24 protein-coding genes are annotated in these 26,485 nt (G+C 72.8%); 15 read left to right on the top strand and 9 right to left on the bottom strand.

All coding sequences use genetic code 11. The features are described from left to right. The first annotated feature begins 13 nt into the window (after window positions 1-13). Window positions 14-1,273, top strand: coding sequence for an FAD-binding protein (locus ACZ6CZ_RS06770; RefSeq protein ID WP_469015752.1), 1,260 nt, complete (start codon window positions 14-16; stop codon window positions 1,271-1,273). Window positions 1,274-1,406: 133 nt separating this feature from the next. Here ACZ6CZ_RS06770 and ACZ6CZ_RS06775 read toward each other — a convergent pair whose 3' ends face one another. From ACZ6CZ_RS06775 to ACZ6CZ_RS06790, 4 genes are all read right to left on the bottom strand, one after another. Next, window positions 1,407-2,468 (bottom strand): LacI family DNA-binding transcriptional regulator, encoded by a 1,062-nt coding sequence (locus tag ACZ6CZ_RS06775; protein ID WP_469015754.1) that lies wholly within the window; start codon window positions 2,466-2,468, stop codon window positions 1,407-1,409. Window positions 2,469-2,698: 230 nt separating this feature from the next. Further along, window positions 2,699-5,449 (bottom strand): alkaline phosphatase family protein, encoded by a 2,751-nt coding sequence (locus tag ACZ6CZ_RS06780; RefSeq protein ID WP_469015756.1) that lies wholly within the window; start codon window positions 5,447-5,449, stop codon window positions 2,699-2,701. Between the two features lie 59 nt (window positions 5,450-5,508). Next, window positions 5,509-6,915, bottom strand: coding sequence for an ABC transporter permease (locus ACZ6CZ_RS06785; protein ID WP_469015759.1), 1,407 nt, complete (start codon window positions 6,913-6,915; stop codon window positions 5,509-5,511). After that, the gene (locus tag ACZ6CZ_RS06790) at window positions 6,912-7,892 is read right to left on the bottom strand and encodes an ABC transporter ATP-binding protein (protein ID WP_469015761.1); all 981 of its coding nucleotides are present in this window, start codon (window positions 7,890-7,892) and stop codon (window positions 6,912-6,914) included. Before ACZ6CZ_RS06790 ends, ACZ6CZ_RS06785 begins: the two co-directional genes overlap by 4 nt. A 249-nt stretch (window positions 7,893-8,141) precedes the next feature. On the opposite strand from ACZ6CZ_RS06790, the gene ACZ6CZ_RS06795 reads away from it, so the two are divergent. After that, window positions 8,142-9,758: a M48 family metalloprotease gene (locus ACZ6CZ_RS06795; protein WP_469015763.1), complete on the top strand. Its 1,617-nt coding sequence runs from the start codon at window positions 8,142-8,144 to the stop codon at window positions 9,756-9,758. Between the two features lie 58 nt (window positions 9,759-9,816). Here the strand turns inward: ACZ6CZ_RS06795 and ACZ6CZ_RS06800 are convergent, their stop codons facing one another. Next, window positions 9,817-10,284 (bottom strand): nucleotidyltransferase domain-containing protein, encoded by a 468-nt coding sequence (locus tag ACZ6CZ_RS06800; RefSeq protein ID WP_469015766.1) that lies wholly within the window; start codon window positions 10,282-10,284, stop codon window positions 9,817-9,819. Window positions 10,285-10,535: 251 nt separating this feature from the next. On the opposite strand from ACZ6CZ_RS06800, the gene ACZ6CZ_RS06805 reads away from it, so the two are divergent. Further along, window positions 10,536-11,606, top strand: coding sequence for a glycoside hydrolase family 43 protein (locus tag ACZ6CZ_RS06805; RefSeq protein WP_469015768.1), 1,071 nt, complete (start codon window positions 10,536-10,538; stop codon window positions 11,604-11,606). 93 nt (window positions 11,607-11,699) lie between these two features. On the opposite strand, the gene ACZ6CZ_RS06810 is transcribed toward ACZ6CZ_RS06805, so the two are convergent. The 3 genes from ACZ6CZ_RS06810 to ACZ6CZ_RS06820 all read right to left on the bottom strand — a co-directional run bounded on the left by ACZ6CZ_RS06810 (window position 11,700) and on the right by ACZ6CZ_RS06820 (window position 14,471). Next, on the bottom strand, window positions 11,700-12,686 hold the full coding sequence (locus ACZ6CZ_RS06810; protein ID WP_469015770.1) for a L,D-transpeptidase: 987 nt from the start codon (window positions 12,684-12,686) through the stop codon (window positions 11,700-11,702). A 191-nt stretch (window positions 12,687-12,877) separates the two neighbouring features. Beyond that, entirely contained in the window at window positions 12,878-13,276 is a 399-nt protein-coding gene (locus tag ACZ6CZ_RS06815; RefSeq protein WP_469015773.1) for an STAS domain-containing protein, read from the bottom strand. A gap of 220 nt (window positions 13,277-13,496) precedes the next feature. Further along, window positions 13,497-14,471 (bottom strand): Clp protease N-terminal domain-containing protein, encoded by a 975-nt coding sequence (locus tag ACZ6CZ_RS06820; protein ID WP_469015776.1) that lies wholly within the window; start codon window positions 14,469-14,471, stop codon window positions 13,497-13,499. Between the two features lie 70 nt (window positions 14,472-14,541). Here ACZ6CZ_RS06820 and ACZ6CZ_RS06825 point away from each other — a divergent pair, with 70 nt between their 5' ends. Both ACZ6CZ_RS06825 and ACZ6CZ_RS06830 read left to right on the top strand, forming a co-directional pair. Continuing rightward, window positions 14,542-14,910 (top strand): excisionase, encoded by a 369-nt coding sequence (locus ACZ6CZ_RS06825; RefSeq protein WP_469015779.1) that lies wholly within the window; start codon window positions 14,542-14,544, stop codon window positions 14,908-14,910. A 72-nt stretch (window positions 14,911-14,982) separates the two neighbouring features. Beyond that, on the top strand, window positions 14,983-15,858 hold the full coding sequence (locus ACZ6CZ_RS06830) for a PhzF family phenazine biosynthesis protein (RefSeq protein ID WP_469015782.1): 876 nt from the start codon (window positions 14,983-14,985) through the stop codon (window positions 15,856-15,858). A 6-nt stretch (window positions 15,859-15,864) separates the two neighbouring features. Here the strand turns inward: ACZ6CZ_RS06830 and ACZ6CZ_RS06835 are convergent, their stop codons facing one another. Further along, entirely contained in the window at window positions 15,865-16,371 is a 507-nt protein-coding gene (locus ACZ6CZ_RS06835) for a cupin domain-containing protein (RefSeq protein ID WP_469015785.1), read from the bottom strand. A 138-nt stretch (window positions 16,372-16,509) separates the two neighbouring features. Between ACZ6CZ_RS06835 and ACZ6CZ_RS06840 the strand changes: the two genes are divergently transcribed. The 10 genes from ACZ6CZ_RS06840 to ssuE all read left to right on the top strand — a co-directional run bounded on the left by ACZ6CZ_RS06840 (window position 16,510) and on the right by ssuE (window position 26,475). After that, window positions 16,510-16,944 (top strand): RrF2 family transcriptional regulator, encoded by a 435-nt coding sequence (locus tag ACZ6CZ_RS06840; RefSeq protein WP_469015788.1) that lies wholly within the window; start codon window positions 16,510-16,512, stop codon window positions 16,942-16,944. Next, window positions 16,941-17,858, top strand: a complete 918-nt coding sequence (locus tag ACZ6CZ_RS06845; RefSeq protein ID WP_469015790.1) for a DsbA family oxidoreductase — start codon at window positions 16,941-16,943, stop codon at window positions 17,856-17,858. The genes ACZ6CZ_RS06840 and ACZ6CZ_RS06845 overlap by 4 nt, the downstream gene beginning before the upstream one ends. Window positions 17,859-18,340: 482 nt before the next feature. Continuing rightward, window positions 18,341-19,900 (top strand): ABC transporter substrate-binding protein, encoded by a 1,560-nt coding sequence (locus ACZ6CZ_RS06850; protein ID WP_469015793.1) that lies wholly within the window; start codon window positions 18,341-18,343, stop codon window positions 19,898-19,900. Between the two features lie 34 nt (window positions 19,901-19,934). After that, on the top strand, window positions 19,935-20,963 hold the full coding sequence (locus tag ACZ6CZ_RS06855; RefSeq protein ID WP_469015796.1) for an ABC transporter permease: 1,029 nt from the start codon (window positions 19,935-19,937) through the stop codon (window positions 20,961-20,963). A gap of 3 nt (window positions 20,964-20,966) precedes the next feature. Then, complete coding sequence (locus tag ACZ6CZ_RS06860) at window positions 20,967-21,854, top strand: ABC transporter permease (protein ID WP_469015799.1); 888 nt, start codon at window positions 20,967-20,969, stop codon at window positions 21,852-21,854. Beyond that, window positions 21,854-22,732, top strand: a complete 879-nt coding sequence (locus tag ACZ6CZ_RS06865) for an ABC transporter ATP-binding protein (protein WP_469015801.1) — start codon at window positions 21,854-21,856, stop codon at window positions 22,730-22,732. Before ACZ6CZ_RS06860 ends, ACZ6CZ_RS06865 begins: the two co-directional genes overlap by 1 nt. Next, window positions 22,729-23,577: an ABC transporter ATP-binding protein gene (locus ACZ6CZ_RS06870; protein WP_469015804.1), complete on the top strand. Its 849-nt coding sequence runs from the start codon at window positions 22,729-22,731 to the stop codon at window positions 23,575-23,577. The genes ACZ6CZ_RS06865 and ACZ6CZ_RS06870 overlap by 4 nt, the downstream gene beginning before the upstream one ends. Before the next feature lie 36 nt (window positions 23,578-23,613). After that, window positions 23,614-24,954 carry an LLM class flavin-dependent oxidoreductase gene (locus tag ACZ6CZ_RS06875; protein WP_469015806.1) on the top strand — a complete coding sequence of 447 codons (1,341 nt, stop codon included), beginning with the start codon at window positions 23,614-23,616 and terminating at the stop codon, window positions 24,952-24,954. Window positions 24,955-25,081: 127 nt separating this feature from the next. Beyond that, window positions 25,082-25,849: an alpha/beta hydrolase gene (locus tag ACZ6CZ_RS06880; RefSeq protein ID WP_469015808.1), complete on the top strand. Its 768-nt coding sequence runs from the start codon at window positions 25,082-25,084 to the stop codon at window positions 25,847-25,849. 68 nt (window positions 25,850-25,917) lie between these two features. Next, complete coding sequence (gene ssuE, locus ACZ6CZ_RS06885; RefSeq protein ID WP_469015810.1) at window positions 25,918-26,475, top strand: NADPH-dependent FMN reductase; 558 nt, start codon at window positions 25,918-25,920, stop codon at window positions 26,473-26,475. Window positions 26,476-26,485: the final 10 nt, after the last annotated feature.

Raw genomic sequence — 26,485 nt, forward strand, 5'->3', positions numbered from 1 at the left:
CGGAAGGACCTAGATGAGCAGCACCATCACCAACTGGGCCGGCAACATCACCTTCGGAGCGCGGCGCCTGGCGGCTCCCGCCTCGGTCGAGGAACTGCGGGGACTCGTGGCCGGGTCGCGGGCCGTGCGCGCCCTGGGCACCCGCCACTCGTTCAACGCGATCGCCGACACCCCCGGGGACCTGGTGTCCGTGGCCGGCCTGCCCCGCGTCCTCGACATCGATCCGCGGGACCGCACCGTCACCGTGAGCGCGGGCACCCGGTTCGGCGAGATCACCGGTGCCCTCCACGAAGCCGGGTTCGCCCTGCACAACCTGGGCTCCCTGCCGCACATCTCGATCGCCGGCGCCTGCGCGACCGGTACGCACGGGTCGGGAGACGGCAACGGGAGCATCGCCTCGGCCGTACGGGCCGTCGAGTACGTCTCGGCCACCGGCGAACTGGTCACCACCGAACGCGGCGAGGAGGACTTCACCGGCTCGGTGGTCGCCCTCGGCGCGCTCGGCGTCATCACCAGGCTGACACTGGACCTGGTGCCCGCCTTCGACGTCCAACAGTGGGTCTACGAGGGGCTGCCCCTGCCCACGCTCCGGGAGCGCTTCGACGACGTGATGTCAGCGGGCTACAGCGTGAGCCTGTTCACCAGGTGGCGGGGTGACCCGATCGACCAGGTCTGGCTCAAGCGCCGGGTGGCGGCTCACGGCCCGGCGGAGGCGCCGGGCCAGTGGCTCGGTGCCCGACAGGCCGACGGGCCGCGGCACCCCGTTCCCGGGATGCCGGCCGACGCCTGCACCCCGCAGGCGGGTCTGCCGGGCCCGTCGGCGCAGCGGTTGCCGCACTTCCGGCTCGAGCACACCCCGAGCAGCGGCGACGAACTGCAGTCGGAGTACTTCGTCGCGCGCGAGGACGCCGTGGCCGCCTTCGACGCCCTGCACGCCGTACGCGAGTCGTTCGCGCCCCTCCTTCAGATCGGGGAGGTCCGGAGCGTGGCCGCGGACGACCTGTGGCTCAGCCCCGCCCACCGGCGCGACTCGGTGGCCTACCACTTCACCTGGCTGCCCGACACCCGTGCCGTGACGCAGGCGCTCCAGGTGATCGAGGAGACCCTGGCACCCTTCGCCGCCCGCCCGCACTGGGGCAAGCTCTTCCTGACGGGACCCGAGGCGTTGCGCGGCCTGTACCCGGAGTACGACCGCTTCGTGAAGCTCATGGCGGCCCGTGACCCCGAAGGCGTCTTCCGCAACGACTTCGTCGCCCGCTGCTTCCCCCGCTGAACCGGACCGCACGCCCGGCCGGCGGCGGCTCCGGGGTCCTGCCTCCTGCCTCCTGCCGCACATGCCGAGTGCCAGGCGCCGGCGAAGCCGAGGTCACGCCAGGGGCGGCAGCTTGGCCACCTGCGGGAGGCGGTTACTGCTCCTCGGCCGGCGTCCGGTGGCGGGCGGTGCTGGCCCGCACGATGAGTTCCGGGGCGATCGTGAGGTGCGCGGCCTCGGTCGAGGCGCCCTCGATGTGGCTCAGCAGCAGCTCGATGCTGCTGCGGCCGAGCGAGCCGAAGTCCTGGCGGACCGTGGTGAGCGGGGGCGGGAAGAACTCCGCCTCCGGGGTGTCGTCGAAACCGGCGACGGCCACGTCCGCCGGTGTGCGCAGCCCCACCTCACGGAAGGCCCGCAGCACGCCGAGCGCCATCTGGTCGTTCGCGACGAACACCGCGGTCAGTCCCGCTCCGCGCCCGGCGGAGGCCGACGCCAGGCCGGCCAGCTGCTGCCCGGCCTGGTACCCCGACAGGGGACTCCAGTCGCCGCGCAGCACCGGAGGCACCTCGGCCCCGGCCTCCCGCAGCGCGCTCTCCCAGCCGGCCGTACGGCCCTCGCTCTCCAGCCAGTCGGCCGGGCCCGCCACGTGCCACACGGTGGAGTGGCCCGCGGCGAGGAGGTGTTCCGTGACCATGCGGGCCCCGAGGTCCTGGTCGACCGAGACTCCGGGCAGGTCGAGGGCGTGCCCGCCCTCGACGGTGACCACCGGGCACGGGGGCTCGAGCGCCGCCAGGGCTCGTACGGCGTCGCGCTGGGGGGTGATGGCGACGACCCCTTCCACTCCCCAGGAGGTCAGGTGCCGCATCGCCTCGGTGAGCGAGGCCTCGGTGAGCGTGCGCAGGGTCACCGCCGACGTCAGATAGCCGCGTTCCCGGGCCGCCTCCTGGACACCGAAGAGGGTGCTGGCGGGGCCGTGCAGCGTGGTGTTGACGGCGATGACGCCCAGCGTGTGCGTCCTGCGGGTGGCGAGGGCCCGCGCGGCCGAATTGCGGCGGTAGCCCAGCCGCTCGATGGCCTCCAGCACCGCGGAGCGGGTCCGGGCGCTGACGTTGGGGTGGCCGCTGAGCACGCGCGAGACGGTCTGGTGCGACACACCGGCGATTTGCGCCACGTCCGCCATCGTGGGGGCCCGGGAGGCGTCCGGGAGCTGAGTCAAGGCTCTCCCCTTCTCGTCCGTGGCATCGTCCCTGGTGGATGTGTGCGCTCACATCCTAGCGGCCGCCGCGCGGGAGAGCCTTCGCCGATTGTGCGGGCCGATGCACGCACCTCACGGGCCGCTCCACCTCACGGGTCGCGCCATTCCACCGGCCCGGGAACGGCGCCCGCACGGCAAGGCCCCCTGCCCGGCGGTCGGGCGGGCAGGGGGCCTTGCCGGTGCGGTGGGTGTCAGCCGTCGGACTCCGGGGACGGGAGGTAGGCGCCGGGTACGTCGTTCGGGGCGTAGATCTTCTTCTCGCCGGGGTACGGGCGGGCCCAGTTGTGGGTCTGGTACCAGGTGAGGTGGTTCATCTGGGCCGGGTTGGCGTAGTCGGGGACGGCGTGCGGGCCGGTCAGGTGCTGCTTGGACTTCCAGGCGTCCCAGGTGGCGGCGAGGGTCTTCTTGTCCGCCGGTACCTTCGCCGGCGGTACGGCCGCCGCGCCGGGGTCCTGTGCGGCGGGGGTGTCCATGCCGCAGGCCGGCGGGGTCTTCAGGCCGTCGGTCAGTGACGTGCTGTTGGGCAGGGCGGTGAACGGCGTGTAGTCGGGGCGACGGGTGAACGCGCCCCGCATGGGGGTGGCCGCGCTGTCCTTCTGGTTCATCGGGTGGATCCCGAGGATCTGCTCGATGGTGCGGATCATCGTGATCTGCGAGTAGTAGTGGCTGTCGACGGTGCCGTGCCGGGACCAAGGGCTGATGATCTGGACCGGGGCGCGGTGGCCGTCGACGTGGTCGAGGCCGGCCTGGGAGTCGTCCTCGACGACGAAGATCGCCGAGTCCTTCCAGTACTTGCTGTGCGAGATCCGGTCGACGATCCTGCCGGTGGCCAGGTCGTTGTCGGCGACCTGGGCGGCCGGGCTCGCCGGGCCACCGGTGTGGTCGCTGGAGAGCCAGAACATGTTGAGGTTCGCCGGGCCGTTGCGCTCGAAGTCCTGCTTCCAGATCTCGTACCGGTACAGGTCCGGGACGCTGGTGTCGAACTTCGGGAAGCCGGGCACCGACACGCTGTTGAGCGACGGGATCGGCGAGGACGAGTTCAGGGGGTAGGCGGTGGCCTGGCCGGTCGCGTCCATGTTCTTGGCGTCGCAGTACAGGTTCTGCCAGCCGGCGCCCGGCGGCTTGGTCAGGAACTGCTGGAACTCGCCGAAGTCCCGCACGCTCTTGCCCGCCTGCTGCGCACCGGTCCACAGGAACCCGGTCTTCTGGTGGCCGAGGGCGTCGTCCTCGGTGTCGTAACTGCGCTTGTACTCACCGGCCGAGGACTCGGTGTACTCGGGATTGTCGGCCTGCATGAGCCAGTTGTGGCCCTCGGCGGAGTTGGTGCCGATGTCGTAGGTGTTGTCGTACAGCCCGAACTGCTCGGCCAGCGCGTGCTGGTTGGGCGTCACGTTCTTGCCGAACTGCGTCAGCGACGGGTCGCCGTCGCCCTCGGCGACGTCACCCAGGACCTGGTCGTAGGTGCGGTTCTCCTTGACGATCAGGAAGACGTGCTTGATCGTCGACGGGTCGCCGATCCGCGCCGGGACCGGCTGCGGCCCGGCGTGACCGTGGCCCTTGGCCAGCGGGACGGAACCGGCGCTCCAGCCGTTCTGCCGGAAGACCTCGGCGGTCCGGGAGCGCACGACACGGTCGCTGGGCAGGGTGAACCGCGTCAGGCTGGACGTCGTGTCGTGGGTCGCGTGGCCGGCGCTGTCGGGGCGGCGCGCGTCGATGCCCCGGGTGTTGGAGACGACCACCTCGTCGCCCGCGGTGGTGATCTCGGCGGGGAAGTAGTCCGTCGGGAGCAGGCCGACGTAACCGACCGGCTCCTGCGGGGAGGTGTAGCGGTAGACGGCGACGGCGTTGGCGCGACCGAGCGTCACCAGCAGCCGGCCGTCGTCGGTGAGGGTCACGGCGTCGGGCTCGTAGCCGACCGAGGCCTCCGGCCACGGCTGCGTGGAGATGGTCTGCACGACCTTGTCCTTGGCCGTGCTGATGACCGACACGTCGTTGTCGGCGGTGTTGGTGACGAACACCGCGCCGTGCCGGGCGTACACGGCGGTCGGGTGCAGACCTACGTCGATGGTGCCGACGGCGGCGGACGGGTCGGCCAGGTCGATGACGCTGACCGTACCGGTGGTGGCGGCGCCGGTCTCCGGGTCGGCCGGCACCTGGGTGCCGTAGGAGTTGAGCGTGGCGTCCCCGGTCTTCGCGGGCCGTCCGCCCTCGTTGCTGACGTAGAGCTTGTCGCCCACCCGGGCCATGCCGCGCGGGGCGTTGCCCACCGCCCAGCTCCGTCCGACGGCGCCGGTCGCCGCGTCGATCGCCACGACCCGGTTCTGGCCGTTGACCGCGGCGTACACGGTGGAGCCGTCGGCGGAGAACACCGCCGCCGCGACCAGTGCCTGCTTGCTGCCGTCGGCCGGGATCTTGACGGTCACCGGGTCGGCGAGGGTGCCGTCCGCGTCGACGGTGAACTTGGTGTAGCCGTCGGGCTGGCCCAGCCACAGCTGCTTGCCGTCGGGGGAGTACGTCGGACCCTCCTGCCCGACCGAACCGTTGCCGATGCGCAGGTCGTCGGCGGCGTTGGTGCCGACGCGCTGCTTGACCTGCCCGGTCGCGAGGTCCACGACGACCAGCGCGGCGTCGCCGTCGGTGACCGCGGCGGCGAGGTGGCCGCCGTCCGGGCTGACCGTCGAAGACATGATCTTGCCGTCGTCGATGACGAGACGGTCGCCGTACGGGTCGAGATACTGGTCGGCGGAGACGACCTGGCCCTTGCCGGTGACCTGGCCGACCTGGTCGGTGCCGAACTGGCGGGTCCCGGCGACCGCGGTCCCGGTGGCCAGGGCGGCCGTGGTGATGCAGGCCGTGACCAGTGCCGCGCGGCGGCCGACCCTTCTGCCCAGCAGGTCGTAGTACTTCTTCTCGGCCTGCCGTCGGCGGCGTGCTATCTGCATGACGTCATTCCTTCGCGGAATCGGAGAGATCGGGGGGTGGCCGGAGAGGAAGACCTCGGTCAGGGAGTGACGAGGGCCGGGGAAGGGGCGAGCAGGTCGACGTTGCCGTCGAACTGCCACAGCGGGTTCGGCGCGTCCCCGGTGGGCGTGCGCACCAGGAAGTAGCCGTTGACGTCCTTGGGACCGTCGCCGTCGGCGACGAACCGCCCGTCCGCCGTGATGTCGAGCTGGTAGACGGCCGAGCCGGTGGCAGCGGTGCCCGGCAGGTGCCAGGAGACGACGCACCGCCAGTCGTTGCCCGGGCCCCGGGCGCCGTCCCGGACACCGGCCTTGGCGCACGCCGCCGAGGCCTTCAACTGCGCCTCGGTGACGGCCGGCCGGTGCAGCTGCACGGTCTGCATGCGGTACAGGTGGGCGAACTCGGTGGCGAGCGAGTGCTGCACCTTGGCCTGCTCGATCCCGGAGCCGGTCGCCGTGGTCGTGGCCGCCACGACCGCCACCGTCACGCCGAACAGCACCGCGGGCGGCAGCACGGCCGTGACGACCGCCCGGCGCGCCGAGCCGTCGTCGGTGGGGTTGGTGAAGTCGCGGCGCAGGAACAGCAGCAGGGCCAGCGCCGTCGTCGTCACGGCCCACAGGAGACTGACGACGATGCCGACGACGAGCGGGGTGAGCTGCGCCGGGCTGGTGAACAGGCCGTTCCAGGTGAGGAAGGCGTCACCGGGCAGGGCGAGGCGTACGGCGACGGGGAGCGGCAGCATCTGGGCGAGCTGCGTCGCCAGCGCGACGATCGCGGGCAGCAGCAGACCCATCGGGGAGCGGCCGAGCACGACCGACCCGAGGAGCCCGATCCCGGCGAGCGCCAGGGTCGGGGCGAGCACACAGGCCCAGGCGAGCAGGACCGTGCCGGCGGCGTCCCCCGGCGCGAGCAGCCGGCCGTCGAGGCCGACCAGTGGCTGGTTGCCCACGGACACCAGGCCGCCGACCGTGCTGGAGACGGCCAGCCCGGCCACGAGCAGCAGGACGACGGTCAGGCCGGCCAGCGCCTTCGCCGCGAAGATCCGCCGGGGCGAGCGGACGGCGACGAGGAGGTGCCGCCAGGTGCCCAGCCGGTCCTCGGCGGCGCACACGTCGCCGGCCACGACCGAGGTGAGCAGCGGTAGCGCCCAGGTGCCGGCGAAACCGAGCGTCACCAGCGGCCCGGCCCACCCGGTGGCGTGCATCCAGCGGCCGAAGAGCGTGTCCGTGGGCAAGGTGCTCTGCGCGCTCACCCCGGCCACGAACAGCGCCGGCGCGATCCAGCACACCAGGAGCAGCAGCCGGATCCGCCACTGGGAGAGGAGCTTGACGACCTCGAAGCGGTAGGCGCGGGCGACGGTGACGCGGCCTGAGCCGGCGGTGTGCGCCCGCCCGGGGGGTACGGCGGCGGGGGCGGGGTCCGCGGCCGGGGCGGTGGGTGCGGTCATCGGCCGGTCTCCTGCGGGACGTCGGTGTGCGGCCGTCGGGGGTCGGTGTGCGGCTGCTCGGTCAGGGACAGGAACGCCGCCTCCAGCGGGGAGGTCACGGGGGAGAGTTCGCGCAGCGCGATGCCCGCGTGGACGAGCCGGACCACCAGACCGTCGAGGGCGGGCACCAGCCCGCGCACCACGAGCGTCTCCCCGCTCCGGCGCACCGGGCCGTCGTCGGTCAGGCGGATACCGGGCGCGTCGGCGGCCAGCCGGCGTGCGCGCCCGGGGTCGGAGGTGATCAGCCGGTAGTCGAGTTCACGGCTCTCGGCGGCCAGCTTCCCGAGCGGTCCGGAGAAGACGATCCGCCCGGTCGCGAGGATGGTGACCTCGCAGCACAGGGCCTCCAGGTCGTCCATGCGGTGGCTGGAGAGCACGACGCTCGTCCCCTCCCGTGCGAGCCGGGTGAGCACACCGTGGACCTGCTTCTTGCCGGCCGGGTCGAGGCCGTTGGAGGGTTCGTCGAGGACGAGCAGCCGCGGCCTGGTGAGCAGGGCCGAGGCGAGGCCGAGCCGCTGGCGCATACCCAGGGAGAAGCCGCGGGTGCGGTCGTCGGCGACGTCCGCGAGCCCCACCTGTTCCAGCGCGTCGCCGATCCCGGCCGACCGGGTGTCGTCGCCCCGCAGAGCCGCGAGCGCGGCGAGGTTCTGCCGGGCGGTGAGCGAGGGGTACAGCCCCGGCCCGTCCACGAACCCGGCGACACCCCCGGGCGCTTCGAACGCCCGGCCCACCGGCGTGCCGAGGACCTCCAGACGTCCGCTGTCGGCCACGGCCAGGCCGAGGAGGAGGCCGAGCAGCGTCGTCTTGCCGGCGCCGTTCGGACCGACCAGGCCGTGGATCCGACCCTGCGCCACGTCCAGGTCGACGCCGTCGAGCGCGACGACATCGCCGAAGTACTTGGTGATGCCGCGCGCCCGGATCGCGAGCGGTGTGTTCATGAGCCCTTCTTTCCGGATGCTCCATGGACCCTAGGAAGCGCACACGACCCTGACAGGGCGCACCGGTTGAACGCTCAGGGAACGGAATCCCACACGCGGGTCAACGGACGCCCGCCCACCGCTTCCGTCCCGCGCGCACGCTCCCGGTGCGCGGGGCGGGGACCCGGCGTCGTCGGCGCGGGAGCCGGAGGTAGGATCCGAGCCGCGCCGGAGTCCGTCATTCCGGCCGGGTTCTGGGGGGATCATCCGATGACGTTCCGGCTGCGGGCCGCCCGCGCGCTCGTGCTGCTGGCCGGGTTCTTCCTGCTGGGCATCGTCCTGCTGGCGGCCATGGCCGGACTCGACTGGCTGCTCGTGACACGGCTGCTCACCGCGCGGGCGGCCTGGCCGGCGGGCCTGGTCCTGGCGGTCACCGGCCTGGTGGCGGCGGGGATCGTGCGGGGCATGGCGGTCTTCCTGCGCGCCGGGCGCCTCCACCGGGCGCCGGACGGGGTGGCGGTCACACCGCAGGAGCAGCCCGAGTTGTGGGAACACGTGCTGGCCGCGGCCGAGGAGACGGGGGAGCGGCCGCCGGACGAGCTGTACCTGGTCGACGAGGTCAACGCCGGCGTCGCCGAACAGAGCCGCCTGCTGGGCCTGTTGCCGGGCCGGCGCCGCATGCTGCTGGGTCTGCCGCTGCTCGCGGGGCTGACCGTCCCCCGGTTCCGGTCCGTGCTGGCCCACGAGTTCGGCCACTACGGCAACCTCGACACCCGGCTCGGCGGGCTCACCCTGCGCGGCCGGGCGGCCGTGCTGCACACCGCGGAGGTGTTCAGCGAGGGCAGCACCCGGCTGCACCACGTGATAGGTGCCGTGTACGTCGCCTACGCCCGCTTCTTCCTGCGGACCTCGCAGTCGGTGGCCCGGCACCAGGAACTCGCCGCCGACCGGGCCGCGGCCCGGTACGCGGGCCGGGACGCCACGATCGCGGCGCTGCGGGACGTGCCGGCCCTCGCTGCCGCGCACACCCACTACTGGGAGACCTACGTCGGCCTGGGCCGCCCGCTGCGGTCGCTCCCGCCGGTGGGTGAGGTCCACGGCGGCTTCCGCCGGCTGCTGGCCGCCCGACCGGGCGAGAAGCTCGCCGCGCTCGGGGAGGGGCGGCGTGCCCCGAAGCCCCACCGGTACGACTCGCACCCACCGACCGCCGACCGGATCGCGCTGCTGGAGGCGCTGCCGGAGGACGGCCGGAGCGACGGGCCGGCCGGTGCGCCGACGGCGCTGACCCTGGTGCGCGACCCGGACCGGGTGTTCGCCGCCCTGGAGGAGCGCACCCTGCCCGCCCAGGCGGCCGGGTACCGGCGTATGAGCTGGGAGCAACTGGTCATGGCCCGTGCCGCCGTGGACGCCGAGGGCTGGTCCCGGCCGCTGCGGATCGCCGTAGCCAGGGCGCTGCGCGTCGCGCCGCGGCCAGCACCGGAGGGGGCGGCGCGCGTAACCCCGGGCGCCCTGTCCGAGAGGGCGGCGGACACCGACCTGCCGGAACTGGAGCTGGTGCTGGACGTGATCGACCGCGGCCTGCTGTGGATGGAGGTCGCCGACCGCATGCCCAAGCCGCCCCAGGCGGCCCGCTGTCTGACCGGGCAATCGGCCCGCAACTTCATCCGGCCCGCCATCTTCGACGGCCTGGCCGGCCTGGTGCACCTGCGCCTCCTCGCCTCCGGCCTCGCCACCGCCGACATCGCCTGGTCGGGGCGGCCGGGACTGGCGCTGCCCGAGCAGTGGGAGAGGGGCATGGACGACGCCCTCGACGCGGCCGTCGCCGACACCCCGGACACGGCGCCCCTGCGGGCGCTGCTGGCCGGCACCGTCCGCGTGGCCGAGTAGCCGCGGCGGGACAGCATCACCCCGCCACACCCAGGTCGGCCACGGGAGTCCGGCCACCTCAGCAGGCGGCGAGCAGGCCCGCGAGGATGCCCGCCGGGTCGTACAGCACGCGGGCGCCGTCGGTGACGACGCGATGCGTCCCGGGATCGACGGGGTCCGTCCTGGCCCAGGCCGGGGAGCCGATGCCCAGCTCGACCTCCAGGCCGGAGGCCGTGGCGCAGCGCCGTTCCGTGACCGCTCCCCACGACCGGGTGCGGATCGGGTCACCCAGCCCGAGTTCCGTGGTCCAGCCCTCGTCGAGGAGATACCGGGGTTCGTCCGTGGTGAGCAGGACGACGTCGACGTCGGAGTCCTGGCGGGCGGCGTCGCGGGCACACGAACCCACCAGAAGCAGGCCGGCGATGTCGGCGCGGCCCCTCGCCCAGCGTGTGATGCGGTCGATGACGTCGCTGATCTCGGCGGTCCGCTCCGGCGACAGCGCGGCCGGACGGCCGGCGGACTCGTCGTCGCGATGCACTGGGGACATCCCCTCACTGACAGACCTGCGTCTACGTCGGGAAACTCGCACCCGTCGAGGGCAGGGTATCCCCCTTGCCGCCCCGCCGCCCTGACGGTGAGTCAGGCTCGCCGACACTGTTGACATGAGCATCACCTAACGCGATCCTGCGAAGGCGCGCCTTTTCATCGATGTAAACGGAGCCGTGAGAGAGAGCCGCGGGAGCCGTGTGCCCGGGCGGCCAGGACCGTCGAAGCCGAAGCCGACGAGGAGTGGGGAACATGAAGCTGTCCCGCTGTCTGACGAGTGCCGCCGCGTTCGTGCTCTCCGGCGTTCTCGCCGCCGGGCTGTCCGTGGTGTCCGCCGAGCCGGCCCAGGCCGGCCAGACGAGTCTGCGGGCCGCCGACCCGAGCGTGCTCCGGGTGGGCGGCACCTACGTCTCCGTGCAGTCCGTTGGCGACGGCATCGTCGTGCGGCAGGCCGGTTCGACGGACGCGCTCGCCTCGGCGCCCGCCCGGCGGGTGTGGACGGACGCGCGCGGCCTCGGCGAGGTGTGGGCCCCCGAGATCGTCCGCGACGGTGGCCGCTACTACGTCTACTTCTCGGCCGGCCGCGGCTCCGCTCACCGGATGTACGTCATCAGCTCCGCCACCGCCGACAGCGGGTACACCGGCGAGACGCGGCTGGCGCTGCCGGACGACAAGTGGGCCATCGACGGCTCCCTGTTCACCTTCAACGGGCAGCGCTGGTTCGTCTGGTCCGGCTGGGCCGGTGACACGAACGTCGAACAGAACCTGTATGTCGCCCGGATGGCCGGCCCGACCACACCCACCGGCGCACGGTACGTCATCTCCCAGCCGCGGGAGAGCTGGGAGAGGGTCGTCGGCAACCCGTACATCAACGAGGGTCCGGAGCCCATCAGGGACCCAGGCGGCCAACTGCACATCGTCTACTCGGCCAACGGCAGCTGGAGCGACCAGTACTGCCTGGCCGACCTGCGGCTGCGAGCCGGGGGCGACCCGGCCTACGTGTGGGACTGGTACAAGTCCAACGGCTGTCTCTTCGGGTCCGACCGCGCCACGATGATGTCCGGCTGGGACCCCACCGTGAACGTCAACGGCCCCGGTCACCACAGCTTCGTCCTCCTCGACGGCGACATCGCCACGAGCCCGCCCGCCGGGCCGAGGTTCCCGCTGATGTTCCACGCGGTGCCCAAGGGGACGCCGTACACCTGGGAGAACCGGTACTGGTACACCGGCACGTTCTGCTGGTGGGGCAACACCACCTACACCCGCTCCAACGTCCCCGGCGCCAACACGAACACCGGCTGGAGCCTGAAGTTCTTCGAGTGACCGTGACGGAGCGCCGCCCGGTGACGTGTCCGCGGTGGCCGCGCGGCCGGGCTCGCCACTTCGGGGGCCGGGCCGCGCTGCCACCGCGGTGCGTCACAGGGTCGCGGTCGTTCCCTCCCCGGCGGCGCTGCCCGCGAGCCACTGGTCCCAGCCGAGGTTGAAGGCGGCGTAGCCGTTGTCGGGCGAGGCCTTGGCGCGGGGGGAACCGGTGACGGTGACGGGGTCGCCCTGCTTGACCTGGCCGTAGAACCACTTGGCGTCCGACATGGACAGGTGGACGCAGCCGTGCGAACCCTGGGCGCTGCCGCTGCCCGGATTGGGGTCGCCGGTCGAGTAGTGCACGTAGGTGCCGGACTGGGTCAGGTGGACGTCCCAGGGCAGCGTCAGGTCGTAGAAGTTGGGGCTGCCCTTGTCGCAGCTGATGCCGACGCTGCAGGAGGTCATGTGGACCTTCTCCTGCTTGTCGATGACGGCCATCGTGCCGTTCCAGGTCGGGTACTGCGCGCTGCCCGCGTTGATCGACAGGGTGCGCACCGGCTTGCCGTTCCGGGTCACCTTCATGGTGTGGCCGGTCACCGAGACGTCCGCCCGCACGTCGTCGCCCACCTTGAACGTGTGGGTGTAACCGTGCACGCCGTAGCGTCCGTTGCCGTTGCTGACGCCCTTCAGGTCGGCGTCGACCTTCACCGTCGTGCCGGAGGGCCAGTACTCCTTCGGCCGCCAGTCGGCACGCTTGTCGCCGAACCAGTGCCAGGCGCCGGTCACCGGCTGCGAGGCGCTCACCTTCATGTGCTTCTCCACGGTGGCCCGCGCCTTGGTCGCCACCGGGTTCGTGAAGACCACCGAGATCGGCATGGCCACACCCACCGTGGTGCCGGTCTGCGGGGTGATCGTCTCCAGCAGCATCGGCGGCCCCGCGGGCTTCGTCGGAGTCGGGGAGGCACTGGCACTCGGCTTCCCCGACGCCTTCGGCTCCGCCCCGTTCGTCTTGCCGTCGGTGCCCCCGCCGCAGGCACTCGTGCCCACCAGCAGGACACCGGTGATGAGTGCGATCCCTATGCCACCCTTGCGCCGTCCCACGACCTGCCCCGCTCTCTCGTTCCCCGGCTCCTGCCGGCCCGACTACCTGTGAGACAGACATCGCGGGAGAGCAGTTGCAGGCGCTGTGTAAAGAGTGCTTCAAGACGCCGTGCGCGCCACCCGGTCCGTGCAGGGAGCGAAGGTGCGGGGCGGAGCGTCGGCTGCGGGGACGCGCCCAGCGCGCCCACCGGTCAGGCCGTCTCCGACTCGGGCATCGCGGAGGGCAGGCCGGGGCGGCGGGCGGTGGAGCGCAGGCGGCGGGCCTGGGCGAGCGCTTCGTTCAGGGTCGGCGTGATGGCGATGACCGTGTCCAGGCCGAGCATGCTCATGCGCCAGCGCAGGTGCTCGTCGGGCACGGCCAGGAACAGGGCGCCGCCCGTGGTGTTGAGTCGCTGCCACAGGGCCAGGAGGACGGTGATGCCGGTGGAGTCGATGCAGGTGACGGGTGAGCTGTCCAGGACGAGATAGCGGCAGCCGCCGTCCAGGAGGTCCTCGCCCGCGGCACGGACACCGGCACTGGTGAGGAGATCGACGACTTCGGGAAGGGCCACGACGGTCAGGTCCGACTCGTGGCCGATGAGCTGAAGCACCGATTCATCCTCCTTCCCTTGCCTTCATGGTGACAGCCTAGCCGCGGCGCGGCCGCCGGCGCTGTGAACTCCCTCGACTACGCGCATACCCGTCAACGCGTGCGATACGTCCGCATCCTCCGCCGTCGGCCCGGAAACCTCCCGCGCCCGAGGACCGCCGGTGAACGGCGATGCGCCGCACCCCCGGTGGGCGCGGCGCACGCGGTGCCGACGGGCCGGTTCAGCGGCGCAGCCGGGGCGCCAGGACCGTGCGCACCGCCCTGACCACCTTGCTCGCCGTGGACCCGTCCTCGGCTTCCTCCGGTTCGGGCTCCAGCACCCGCTGGAGCTGGAGCAGCAGCTGGTTGGCCGACCGCCAGAGCGGGACGAACATGCCGGCGACCGGTCCGACGCCGTGGACCGGCCCGTCGGACAGTTCGGTGACCTTCCTGGCGAGGGCGACCGTCTCCGGGTCGCGCAGGATCAGGTGGACCTCGTCGTCGACCAGCCGGATCTCCATGGTGCGTGCGGCGGCTTCCTCCGGGTTGGCGTCCGTGGTCGTCGCCGGGTCGAGTTCGTCGATCTTGGCGGCGACGGCGGCCGGGTCGACCCCGAGTTCGCGCAGCACCTTGGCCGCCATGCTGTTCTCCGCCCGCAGCATCGCCTCCAGCAGGTGATGGCTGCCGACCGGCGCGCCGCCGGCCAGCGCGCTGGCGGTGAGCACGGTGTCCTCGGTGGCGGGAGTGCCGGCCGGCCACGGGCCGGTGGCGGTGTCCTGCGTCCCCTCCACGGCGGCCAGCACAGCGGCCCGCACCCGGCTGACCGGATCGATCCGCTCGGCGAGCACCTTCGCGCCGACGCTCTCACCTTCCCTGACCAGCGCGAGCAGGATGTGTTCCGTGCCGATGTGGTGGTGGTGCAGCTGCTGCGCCTCGCGCAGGGCGAGTTCCAGCGTCTTCTTCGCGCCCGCCGAGAACGGGATGTGGCCGGTGAGTTCCTTGGTGCCGGGCTCGAGCACCGCGGCGATGTCGGTCTGCGCCGCCTCCTTGTCGTAGCCGAGCTGGTGCAGGACCTTCGCCGCCGTGCCGTCCGGCACGTCGAGCAGTCCCAGCAGGAGGTGTTCCGTGCCGATGTAGGTGTGTTTGAGCAGTCGCGCCTGCTCCTGGGCCGTGACGACCGCCCGTCGGGCTTTCACCGTGAACCGTTCGAAAGTCATGCTTCCATGGTCCCAACCCTGTCAATACACTGCCTTTGACAGGGTCACCGTGCTGGAGGGAGGGGGTCTGATGGGGGCACCGTCGGACTGGGAGGACCGGCTCGCGCGCTGGCAGAACGAGTTGGAGCTGTTCGAGCAACTGGAGGAGAGGCCCTGGGTCACGCTGGCCAAGGCGGAGGCGGAGACCGGGGTTTCCCGTTCGGCCCTGCGGTCCTGGTACCGCAACGGTGAGATCCAGTCCCGGCTGGTGGACGGCCCGAACGGGCCCCAGCGGCTGGTCCGGCTGGACGCGGTGACCGAGCGCGCGGCCGCGTCACCGCGCATACAGCGCAGGGCGGAACGGGAAGTCAGCCTCGAAGCGCAGGTCACCCTGCTACGGCACCGGGTCGACCAGCTCGAGCTGCGGCTGGCGGCGCTGGAGCGCAGGGGACGGGCGTGAACGGCGGGGCCCCCCGGCTTCCGTTGTGTCCGCCGGTGAAATAGACGCCTGCCCGGCAGTGTTGCCGCGAGCATGAACACGAACGCGCCGCGGCCCGAGGTGCTGCGCTGGACCGCCTTCTCCAGCACCCCTGAAGGGGGCAACCCCGCCGGTGTCGTCCTGGACGCCACCGCCCTGGACGACAGCGACATGCTGGCCATCGCAGCCGACCTCGGATACTCGGAGTCCGCCTTCCTCACCGCGCCCCCGGAGGGACTCGGCGACCAGGGCGAGCGGGCCTACACCATCCGGTACTTCAGCCCCAAGGCCGAGGTGCCGTTCTGCGGGCACGCCACCGTGGCGGCCGCCCTCGCGCTCGCGGAGCGGACCGGACCGGGGAGGCTGGTGTTCGCGACCCGCGCCGGTACCGTGCCGGTCGAGGTGGTCGGGCAGGGCGTGACGACCAGGGCCACGCTCACCAGCGTCGAGCCGCACATCGCGGACGTCACCGGACCCGACCTCGCGGAGGCGCTGGCCGCGCTCGGCTGGCCGGCCGCCGATCTGGACCCGGCCTTCCCACCGCGTATCGCGTTCGCGGGCGCCCGCCACCTGGTGCTCGCCGCGGCGACGCGCGAGCGCCTCGCGGACCTCGCGTACGACTTCGCGCGCCTCGAAGCCCTGATGCACCGACTCGACCTGACCACGGTCCAGTTGGTGTGGCGGGAGTCGGCCACCGTCTTCCACGTCCGCGACCCGTTCCCGGTCGGCGGTGTCGTCGAGGACCCGGCGACCGGCGCGGCCGCCGCGGCGTTCGGCGCGTACGCCCGTGAACTCGGCCTGGTCCCCGCGGACGCCGTCCTCACCCTGTACCAGGGCGAGGACCTGGGCCGGCCCGGCGAACTCACGGTGACGCTGCGGGCGGGCGACCCCCGTGTCCGGGTCAGCGGTGCGGGAACCCGCATCGGCTGAGCGGGGTCAGGCCTGCGCCGCCCCCAGTGCGTACAGCCGCGGGAGGTTGACGACGATCGCCTCCTGCGTGCTGCGCGCGATGACGACGACCGCCTCCTCGGCGGGGTCGGGGTTCTCCTCGCGGTGCGGGACGAACGGGGGGACGAAGATGTAGTCGCCCGGCGCGGTGCGCAGGCGGACCTCTTCCGGTTCGGGGCCCGAGTCGTCGAGGAAGACGAACTCGGGGTGCCCGCTGACGACGTAGATGGCGGTCTCCGACGCGCCGTGGTGGTGGTCGGAGGAGGACGTGGAGGGGGCCACGTGGGTCTGGCCCATCCACAGGTTCTCGGCACCCACCGTCGTACCGCTGACCGCGGCGAAGCGGCGCATGCCGCCCGTCTGGGCGGTGTCGCCGTCGAGCGCGTCGGCGCGGATGTGGTGCAGCCGGGTGCGCAGCGGCGCCACCGGCTGCCCCGCGGTCTCGTGGAGGTGCGGGTGGAAACCCTCGCCCGGGGTCGTCAACGGCTCGCTCATGGCAGGGACGCTAGAGCCGCCCGAAAAAGGATGTCAAGAGGTGTCCATTGCGCTTCACCTGCGGCAATGTTCCCGCAACAGAAGAACTGACGGCGCGTGGACGCTCGCCGCGGGCGCCCGGTCGGGCATGATGTGCGCATGCATATCTCCGCGAAGGCGGACTACGCCACGCGGGCCCTGCTGGAGCTGGCCCGCGAACCTGACCGCCCCCTGACCTGCGAGGCCATCGCCTCCTCGCAGCAGATCCCGTTCCGCTTCCTGAAGTCCGTGGTGGGCGAGCTGCGGAAGGCCGGTCTGGTGCGCAGCCAGCGCGGCTGCGAGGGCGGGTACTGGCTCGGCCGGCCCGCCGCGCAGATCACGCTCCTCGACGTTGCCCAGGCCGTGGACGGCGAGCTGATCACCCTGCGGGGCGAGCCGCTGACCGGACTCGACTACCCAGGCCCCGCCTCCCGACTGCCCGGGGTGTGGCGCCGGATCGAGGAGGACGCCGCCGCGCTCCTGGGCGGCACCACGCTCACCGCCCTGCTCCCCGACGCGGTGGGCCGGGAGTTGAGCCGGGAGGGAGCGGCGTGACGGTCACCGCGGGCGGGACGCCGGTGGAAGTGGTGGAGTACACCGACCCGTTGTGCCCGTGGTCCTGGGGAGCGGAGCCGGTGCTGCGCGCCCTGCGTGCGACCCTGGCCGGCCGGGTGCGCTGGCGCCGCGTGTACTGCGTCCTGTTCGACGACGACGACGATCCGGCACCCGACTCGGCCGCCGAGACGGCCTGGTACTCCCGGTACGTCGAGGACATCAGCCGCCACACGCACGCACCGCGGGCGGCCCGGCTGAGCCGGGTGGCGGCGAGTTCGTGGCCGTCCTCGCTCGTCGCCAAGGCCGCCGAACTGCAGGGCGGCGAGGCGGCCGAGCGGGTGCTGCGGCGGCTGCGGGAGACGGTGTTCGTGCTCGGGGAACCGGCCGACACGCCCGCGCTCGCCCTGGCGGCCGCGCGGGGCCTGCCGGGTGTGGACCTGGCCCGGCTGGCGGCCGACGCGGCGTCGGCCGCCGTACGCGAACGGGTGCGCGCCGACCGTGCGGAGGCGCGGCGCCCGGTCCGCGAGGTGCTGTCCGTGCCCGGCGGTTCCCCGCACCCGGGCGCCGCCAAGGAGACCGCCGACGGCGGGTACCGCTACGCGCTGCCGACGCTGCTGGTCCGGTCGCCCGCCGGGGTGCGCGCGGTGCCCGGCTGGCGCACCTACGAGGAGTACACCGCGGCGGTGCGCGCGTCGGCGCCCGGGCTGCCGGCGGAGCGCGTGCCGCTGGAGCCGGCCAACGCGCTGGAGCGGTACCGGAGTCTGACCGACCCCGAGCGCGCGCTGCTGACGCGCGGCACCTGGCCGCCCGCCGCCGCCGTGCGGATCGGGACCGGCAACGGGCCCCTGTGGCTGCACCCCGAGGAGGCGGCGACCCACCCGGCCGCCGGCCGCGGCCTGCCCGCCGGGCACTGACAGGCCTCTGACCAGCGGTCAGCGGCCGTCCCGCCGAATGAGACACCAAATGGTGTCCATTGACAGGCGCCGATCGCTGCCCCCAGGATGTGCCTCATGCTCACGACGCACCCCGGTGTGGTGTGCCGCTACGTGGACCTGCGGCGCACCTGCAGCGCTCTCTGTCGCTGACCGCCCGCCGCCCTCGGCCCACAGGCGTCTGACCGCTTCCGCCGGCACCGGCTTCCCGCCGCTCACCCGCCCGGCAACCGTCGTCCCGCGCCGCCCCCTTCGCGCCTCGTCGCCTCCCTTCCGTACGCCTCCCGGTCCTCCTCCGCGCGACCGCCGACGCCTCATGTCCTGAGCGCGGCATGCCCCGGGCACCCCGCCCGCGTCCCCGGCATGCCCGGTCAGCCGTGCGCCGGCACGTCCCGCGGCGGGGACCACCCCTGCCCGAACCCGTGGTCCCGCCGCGGGTCGGAGCCCTCGAAGAAAGAACCGAGATGCCCGGACGACCCACATCCCAGCGCCCCAGACGTCACCCGCGACCCGGCCGGCTGCGTGCCGCGGCCCTGGGGACCGCTCTCGCGAGCGTGCTCGTCGCCGCCCTGAGCGCCTGCGGCGGCGACGCCGCCTCCGCGAGCGGCGGCTCCACCCTGAAGTGGGCGTCCTCCTACTTCCCCGCCCACTGGGACCCGGTGGTCAGCGGCAGCGGCGCCCAGTTCCGCGAACTCGCCCTCGTGTACGCCTCGTTGACGCGCACCAACGCCAAGGGCGAGGCGGTGCCGGACCTGGCCAAGAGCTGGGAGTACAACGACAAGGGCGACCAGATCACCTTCCACCTGCGCCCCGGCCTGAAGTTCAGCGACGGCGAACCGGTCGACGCCACCGCCGTGAAGGCCGCCGTCGAACGCGCCAAGAAGCAGAAGAACTCCGCCCTGTTCGGTGATCTGACCTCCATCACGTCCGTCGACGCCAAGGGCCTCGACGCGGTCGTCCACCTCAGCCAGGTCGACTACCAGATCCCCCAACTGCTCGGTCAGCGCGTTTTGCAGATCGCCAGCCCCAAGGCCGCGAAGTCGGCCGCCGAGCTGGACCGCGACCCGGTCGGCGCGGGCCCGTTCGTCGTCACGCAGCTCGTCCCGGGCACCAAGGCGGTGCTGAAGAAGAACCCCGACTACTGGGACGCGAAGAACATCCACATCGACACCGTCGAGCTGACCTCGGCCCCCGACGCCTCCACCGTGGTCTCCGGACTGCAGACCGGCGTCTACAACTTCGCCGACATCGCCCCCAGCCAGGCGGACGCCGCCAAGAAGGCCGGCCTCGACGTCTTCGTGCAGCCCGGCTTCAACGCCTCCAACCTCAGCCTGAACGTCAACAAGGCGCCGTTCGACAACGACAAGGTCGTCGACGCGGTCCGCTACGCGGTCGACCGCCAGGAGTTCGTCGACAAACTGACCTTCGGCTACGGCGAGGTGACCAACCAGCCCTTCCCCGAGGGATACGTGGCCTACGACCCGCGGTCGGCGGACGCGTACGCCTACGATCCGGCCAAATCGAAGAAGCTCCTGGCCGAAGCGGGCTACAAGCCGGGCCGGCTCAAGCTGAACCTGGTCATCCCCGCCGAGGACCCGCAGGCGGAGATCGTCCAGTCGCAGCTGGCGAAGGTCGGCATCACCGTCACCATCAAGATCGACAAGAACTGGGCGACCCCCTTCTTCGCCAAGGACCTGGCCTTCTCGCTGTACGGCACCACCGGCCGCGACTCCGCCGCGCAGACCCTCACCGCGCACTTCGGCCCCAACGGCCCGCTCAACCTCAGCACGCCCTACGAGCCGGCCGGCTTCGAACGGGCCATCGCCAAGGTCCGCCGGACCCCGCTGGACTCACCGGACTACCCGAAGGTCCTCCAGGCGGCGACCCGGGCCGGCCTCAAGAGCAAGGCGCTGGTCTTCACCTACTCCCAGCCCAACCTCATCGCCAAGAGCAAGTCCATCTCCGCCCTGCCGAAGAACCCCGCCCACATCGACTGGACCGGCGTCACCATCGGCGGCAACTGACCGACCGTCCACCACTGAGAGGGGGCAGCATCCCATGACGACGACGCAGACACCCGTCACCTCCGCCGTCCGTCGTACGGCCGCCGCGGCCAGGACGCGGCACACATTCGGCCGCATCCTGGCCACCCTCGCCCGGTCGACCGCGATCTTCGTGCCCGTCTTCCTGGTCGCGACGTTCGTGACCTTCGCACTGCGGTCGCTGAGCGGGCTCAGCCCGGCACGCATCCAGCTGGGCGAGGAGGCGACGCCCCAGGCGATCGCCCGCATCGAGGCCCAGTGGGGCCTCGACCGCTCCTTCCTCGTCCAGTACGCCGACTGGTTCGACGGCGTCCTGCACGGACAGCTCGGAGCGAGCTGGACCAACGGCGCCGACATCTCCACCCTCATCGGCCTCGGCCTCGGCGTGAGCCTGTCGGTGGCGGTCCTCGCGCTGCTCATCGGCGTCGTCGTGGGCTTCGGCCTCGGTACGCTGGCGGCCCTGCGCCGCACCACCTGGATCGACCGGGCCGTCACCGCACTGGTCACCGTGATCTCCGTGATGCCGGCCTTCGTCGTCGGCATCGTCCTGGTGGCGGTCTTCGCGGTGGGACTGCACCTCTTCCCCTCCGCCGGATACGTCCCGGCACAACAGGGCCTGGGCCCCTGGCTCGCCCACATCACCCTCCCGGCCGTTGCCCTGAGCTTCGACGTGATCGCCGACGTCGCCCGGCAGCTGCGCTCCAGCCTCGTCGCGGCCTACCGCGAGAACTACGTGACGGGCGCGGTGGTCCGGGGCCTGAGCGGGCGCCGGATCTTCTTCCGCCACGTCCTGCGCAACGGCCTCGGCCCGGCGCTCGCCACCCTCGGCCTGAAGTTCCCCTCACTCGTCGGCGCCTCCGTCGTCACCGAGTGGATCTTCGGCCTCCAGGGGTTCGGCCGGTTCGCCAACGACTCCGCCCAGGCCGGTGACGTACCCGCCGTCCAAGGAGTCCTCGTCGTGTCCATCGTTCTGGTCGTCGCGTTCAACCTGGTCGTCAACCTGGTGCTGGCACGCCTGACGCCCGCGTCCCAGCGGGGGGTGTGAACCGTGCTGCGCCGTGTCCTCACCCTGCCGTCCGGCAGGATCGCCGTCGCCGTCCTCGCCGTGATCGCCCTGCTGGCCCTCCTCGGCCCGCTGCTCGCCCCGCAGGACCCGCTCGCCACCAGCGACCACACCCTCGCCGCCACCTCCGGCGCCCACTGGCTGGGCACCGACTACCTCGGCCGGGACGTGCTGAGCCGGCTCCTCGACGGCTCCCGGATCAGCGTGCTCGGCTCCCTCGAAGTCGCCCTGACCGCACTGGTCGTGGGCACCGTCCCGGGCATCCTGTCGGTCTGCCTCGGCCGGGCCTTCGAGTGGATCACCCTGCGGCTGGCTGACACCCTGGTCGCCCTGCCGTTCCTGCTGTTCGCCGTCGCGGTCGTCGCCCTGCTCGGCAACGGGCTCACCCAGGCCATGCTCGTCACCGGCGTGCTGGTCTCCCCGCTGTTCTACCGGGTGTCCCGCGCCGCCACCCTGTCCGTGGCCCGCTCGCAGTACGTCGAGGCCGCGATCATCTCCGGTGCCTCCATCGGCTGGGTCGTGCGCCGTCACATCTGGGTCAAGGTGCTCCCGCCCGTCGCGGTCGCGCTCGCCCAGACCGTCGGCGTCGGCTTCGTCATCGTCTCCAGCCTGACGTTCCTCGGGATCGGGGTGCAGCCCCCCGCCCCCACCTGGGGCGGACTGCTCGCCTCCGACCTCGGCTACCTCAGCCACCGCCCCTGGGCACCCCTCACCCCCGCCCTGCTGATCATGATCACCGTCTGGGCCTGCAACCTCCTCGCCGACGCCATCCGCGACGTCTCCGGCGAGGCGGGCCGCGCGCTGGTCAACCACCGCAAGGCCCGCGCCGACCGGCACGGCACGGCCGACCCCGCCCCCGCCGGAGGTGCGTGATGACCGCAGTGTCCGACAAGCTCCTCACCGAGGCCGTACGGACCGCGCGGGCGGCCCCCGCCGCGCCGCCGGTGCTCTCCGTGACCGACGTCCGCATCAGCGACCGGGCCGGCGGCCGGGAGATCGTCCACGGCGTGAGCTTCGCCCTCACCCCCGGCCGCAGCGTCGGCATCGTCGGCGAGTCCGGCAGCGGCAAGACCCTCACCTGCCGGGCCGCGCTGGGCATCCTCCCCGCCCACTTCGAGGTCACCGGCGGCTCCATCGAGATCGACGGCCAGGACATCGCCGGCTTCTCACCCGCCCGGTGGACGGCCCTGCGCGGCGCCACCATCAGCGCCGTCTTCCAGGACCCGGCCTCCTACCTCAACCCCTCGATCCGCGTCGGCGCACAGGTCGCCGAGGTCATCCGGGTCAAGAACGGCGTCAAGCGCCGCGAGGCTCGCCGCCAGGCCCTCGACCTGCTGCGCGCCGTCCAGCTGCGGGACCCCGAGCTGGTCTACGGCCAGTACGCCCACGAACTGTCCGGCGGCATGCTCCAGCGGGTGCTCATCGCGGCCGCCATCGCCGCCGGCCCCCGCATCCTGATCGCCGACGAGGCCACCACCGCGCTCGACGTCACCGTCCAGGCCGAGATCCTCGACCTCCTGGCCGACCTGCGCGAGCGGACCGCGCTCGCCCTCGTCGTGGTCTCCCACGACCTGGCCGTCGTCGCCCAGCTCTGCGACGAGGTCCTCGTCCTGCGCCAGGGCGAGGTCGTCGAACAGGGCCCGACCCGGCAGGTCCTGCACGACCCGCGGCACGAGTACACCCGCCTGCTGATCAGCGAGCACGAGCAGTACGGCCTGGACACGTTCCTCGCACCGAAGGAGGACGCATGAGCGCCGAACCGGCACCCCCGGCCGCCGCACCGGTCCTGCGCATCGACGACCTGTCGGTGCACTACGGGGCCCGCAGGCGGCGGCGCAGCGCCCTGAACGGCGTCAGCCTCACCGTCTCCCCGGGCGAGACCGTCGGCATCATCGGCGAGACCGGCTCCGGCAAGTCCACGCTCGCCCGCGCCGCACTCGGCCTGGTGCGCGCCTCCGCCGGGTCGATCACCGTCGACGGCCAGGACGTCACCGCCCACGGCCCCCGCCAGTGGCGCGCCCTGCGCCGCCGGGGCGTCATCCAGTACGTCTTCCAGGACCCGCTGCGCAGCCTCGACCCGGACCTCACCGTCGAGGCCTCCCTGACCGAACCCCTGCTCATCCAGGGTGTCTCCCGCCGCGCGGCGGTGGAGCGGGTGCGCGCCTTCCTCCATAAAGTCCGCCTCACCGCCGACCTGCTGGAGCGGCTGCCGGGCGAACTGTCCGGCGGGCAGCGCCAGCGCGTCGCCGTGGCCCGCGCCCTGGTCACCGAACCGCGCCTGGTCATCCTCGACGAGCCGGTCAGCGCCTTGGACTCCGCCAACCGGGTCCAGATCCTGCAGATCCTCAAGGAACTGCGCGACGACCGGGTGGCCCTGGTCCTCATCTCCCACGACCTCGGGTCCGTCGCCGGGACGGCCGACCGCATCGCGGTGCTCTACCGGGGGGAACTGGTCGAGACCGGCACCGCCCGGGACGTCATCACCACCCCCGGCCACCCCTACACGCGGCTGCTCGTCGGCTCCGCGCCCACCCTGCACACGGCGGCCGCCGACCGGGCCGAACGCGCGGCCCTGCGCGCCCTGCTGCACGCCTGACGCGACCCGCCCGCCCCCCGACAGACAGGAACAGTCATGCCCCGCACCATCCACCTCGCGCTCCACCCCTACGGCGTCGGCGGCCCGGGCCAGCACGGCCTGTGGAAGGACCCGCGCGTCGCGAAGAACTCCAGCATCGACATCGACTACTACATCCGGCTGGCCAAGGCGGCCGAACACGCCCTGTTCGACGCCCTGTTCATCGTCGACAGCCAGTTCATCAACGCCACCTACCCGGCCCACTACCTCAACCGGCTGGAACCGCTCACCCTGTTGTCGGCCGTCGCCACCCACACCCGGCACATCGGACTGGTCGGCACGGCCAGCTCGACCTACAACTCGCCGTTCAACCTGGCCCGGCGCTTCGCCTCGCTCGACCACATCAGCGGCGGCCGGGCCGGCTGGAACGTCGTGACCAGCTTCGACACCGGCACGTCCAGGAACTTCGGCCTCGACGAACACCTCGACTACACCACCCGCTACGGCCGCGCCCTGGAGTTCGTCCAGGTCGCCCGCGGGCTGTGGGACTCCTACGAGGACGACGCCTTCCCCGCGGACGTGGAACGCGGCGTCTTCCTCGACCCGGCCAAGCTGCACGCACTCGACCACGAGGGCGAGCACTTCAAGGTGGCCGGCCCGCTCAACCTCTCGCGCTCCCCGCAGGGCCAGCCGGTGATCTTCCAGGCGGGGGTGTCCGAGGAGGGCCGCGACCTGGCCGCCCAGGTCGCCGAGGGCATCTACGCACCCGGCGGCTCGCTCGAGCAGGCACAGGAGTACTACGCCGACATCAAGAAGCGCACCGCCTCCTACGGGCGCGACCCCGAGCACATCAAGATCTTCATCCACGGCGGCCCGGTCGTCGCCGCCACCGACGAGGCCGCCCGCCGCCGCGAGCGGGAGATCTTCGAGGAGGACAACGACTTCGACCGCAACCTCGCCCTGCTGGGCCGCTCGTTCGGCGCCCACGACTTCAGCGTCTACGACCTGGACGCCCCCTTCCCCGATGTCGCGCACCTCGCCGAGAAGGGCGGCCGCACCGGCGCCGCGCAGCTCATCGAGCGCGCCAGCGCCAAAAATCTGACGCTTCGTCAGGTAGCGGAGTCGGTGAACCAGTTCCGGCAGTCGCCGTTCGTCGGGGACCCGCGGACGGTGGCCGACACCATCGAGCGCTGGTTCGACGCCGGCACCTTCGACGGCATCAACCTCGCCTTCCGCACCGAGGAGGACCTGAACCTCTTCGTCGACGGAGTCGTCCCGCTCCTCCAGAAGCGCGGACTGTTCCGCACCGAGTACGCGGCCGGCACCCTGCGCGGCAACCTCGGCCTGCCCATCCCGGCCAACCGCCACACCCGCCGCCCCGAGCCGGCCCACAGCTGAGCACGCGCCATCCGACGAACGCCGGTGACCCGACCGGGCCCGCGCACCGACCGGGCCCGGGCCGGCACCCGCTCCGGGCCGGACACCCGAACCCCCGGGCGTCCGCCCGCATCCGCAGGAGTATGAGATGACCGAGTACAACGACTTCCACGGCCCCCAGGGCCTCCGCGTCCGCGGGACCGTGATCGTGGTCCCCGGCCGCGGTGAGAGCCGCGCGACCTACACCCGCTTCGGCAGGCGGCTCGCCGCCGACGCCTACCGGGTGCGGGTGGTCGACGCCCCCGTGCTCGACCGCACCGACCTCACCGCCGCCCTGGCCGCCTTCGGCGCCCGGCTCGCCGACGCCGTCGACGGCACCGCCTCCGCGGACGGCGTCACCCGGCCCGTGATCCTCGTCGGCGCCGACACGGGAGCCGCCGCGCTCGCCGCACTCCTCGGCCGCGCCGAACCGCAGGCAGCGCCGCGGCCCGACGCCCTGATCCTCGCCGGACTGCCCGGCCGGACCCTGGCAGCGGCCGGCACCTGGGACGACGAACTCGACGTCCGCACCTCCTGCCCCGCCCACCGCGGCACCCTCACCCAGGACCCCGAGGTGCGGCGCGGCACGCTGGGCGAGGCGCTGCCGCACGCCCTGCTCGACGCCCTCCACGACGGCGCGCTCGACCTCCCGGTCCTGCTCCTGGCCGGCGACGCCGATCCGCTCGCCGACCACGAGGCGCTCGAACGCGCGGCCGAGGCACTGCCGCGGGCCCGCCTCTCGGTCGTCCACGGCGCCCATCACGACGTACTCAACGACCTTCAGCACCGATCCGCGGCGGCCGAGGTCGTCACCTTCCTGGAGACGCTCCGCAACGAGCTGGAGCCGCTGGTCACCGTGCGGGCGAGCGCCTGGTGAACACCCCCCGCACGAGCGCCCCGCGCCGCCTGCGACCCCTGTGAACCCCGATCCCGGAAGGCCCGTCCATGGCTGCCATCCTGTCCGTCTCCGGAAGCCCGTCGCCCACCTCACGCACCACCCGGCTGCTGCGCCACCTGGACGAACGGCTGCGTGTGCAGGGCCACGACGTCACCTCGCTCGACGTGCGCACCCTGCCCGCACAGGCGCTGCTGGGCGCGGACTTCCAGCACCCGGCGATCGTCGCCGCCGCGGACCTGTTCGCCCAGGCGGACGGCGTGGTGATCGGCACCCCCGTCTACAAGGCCGCGTACTCCGGCCTGCTGAAGTCGCTGCTCGACCTGCTCCCGCAGTACGCGCTGACCGGCAAGACCGTGCTGCCGCTGGCCACCGGCGGCAGCACGGCCCACGTCCTGGCCATCGACTACGCACTGCGCCCCGTCCTCACCTCCATGGGCGCTTCCCACATCGTGCCCGGCTGGTTCACCCTCGACCGCGACATCGCCGCCGACGACCACGGCCGGCCGGTCCTCGCGTCCGCGGCCGCCGAGGCCCTGGAACAGATCACGGACCAGTTCTCCGCCGTACTGGGCGGACGCACCGGCGCGCTTCGCCGCACCGCCTGACACCACCCGC

It is taken from the genome of Streptomyces sp. NPDC041135 (assembly GCF_055592085.1).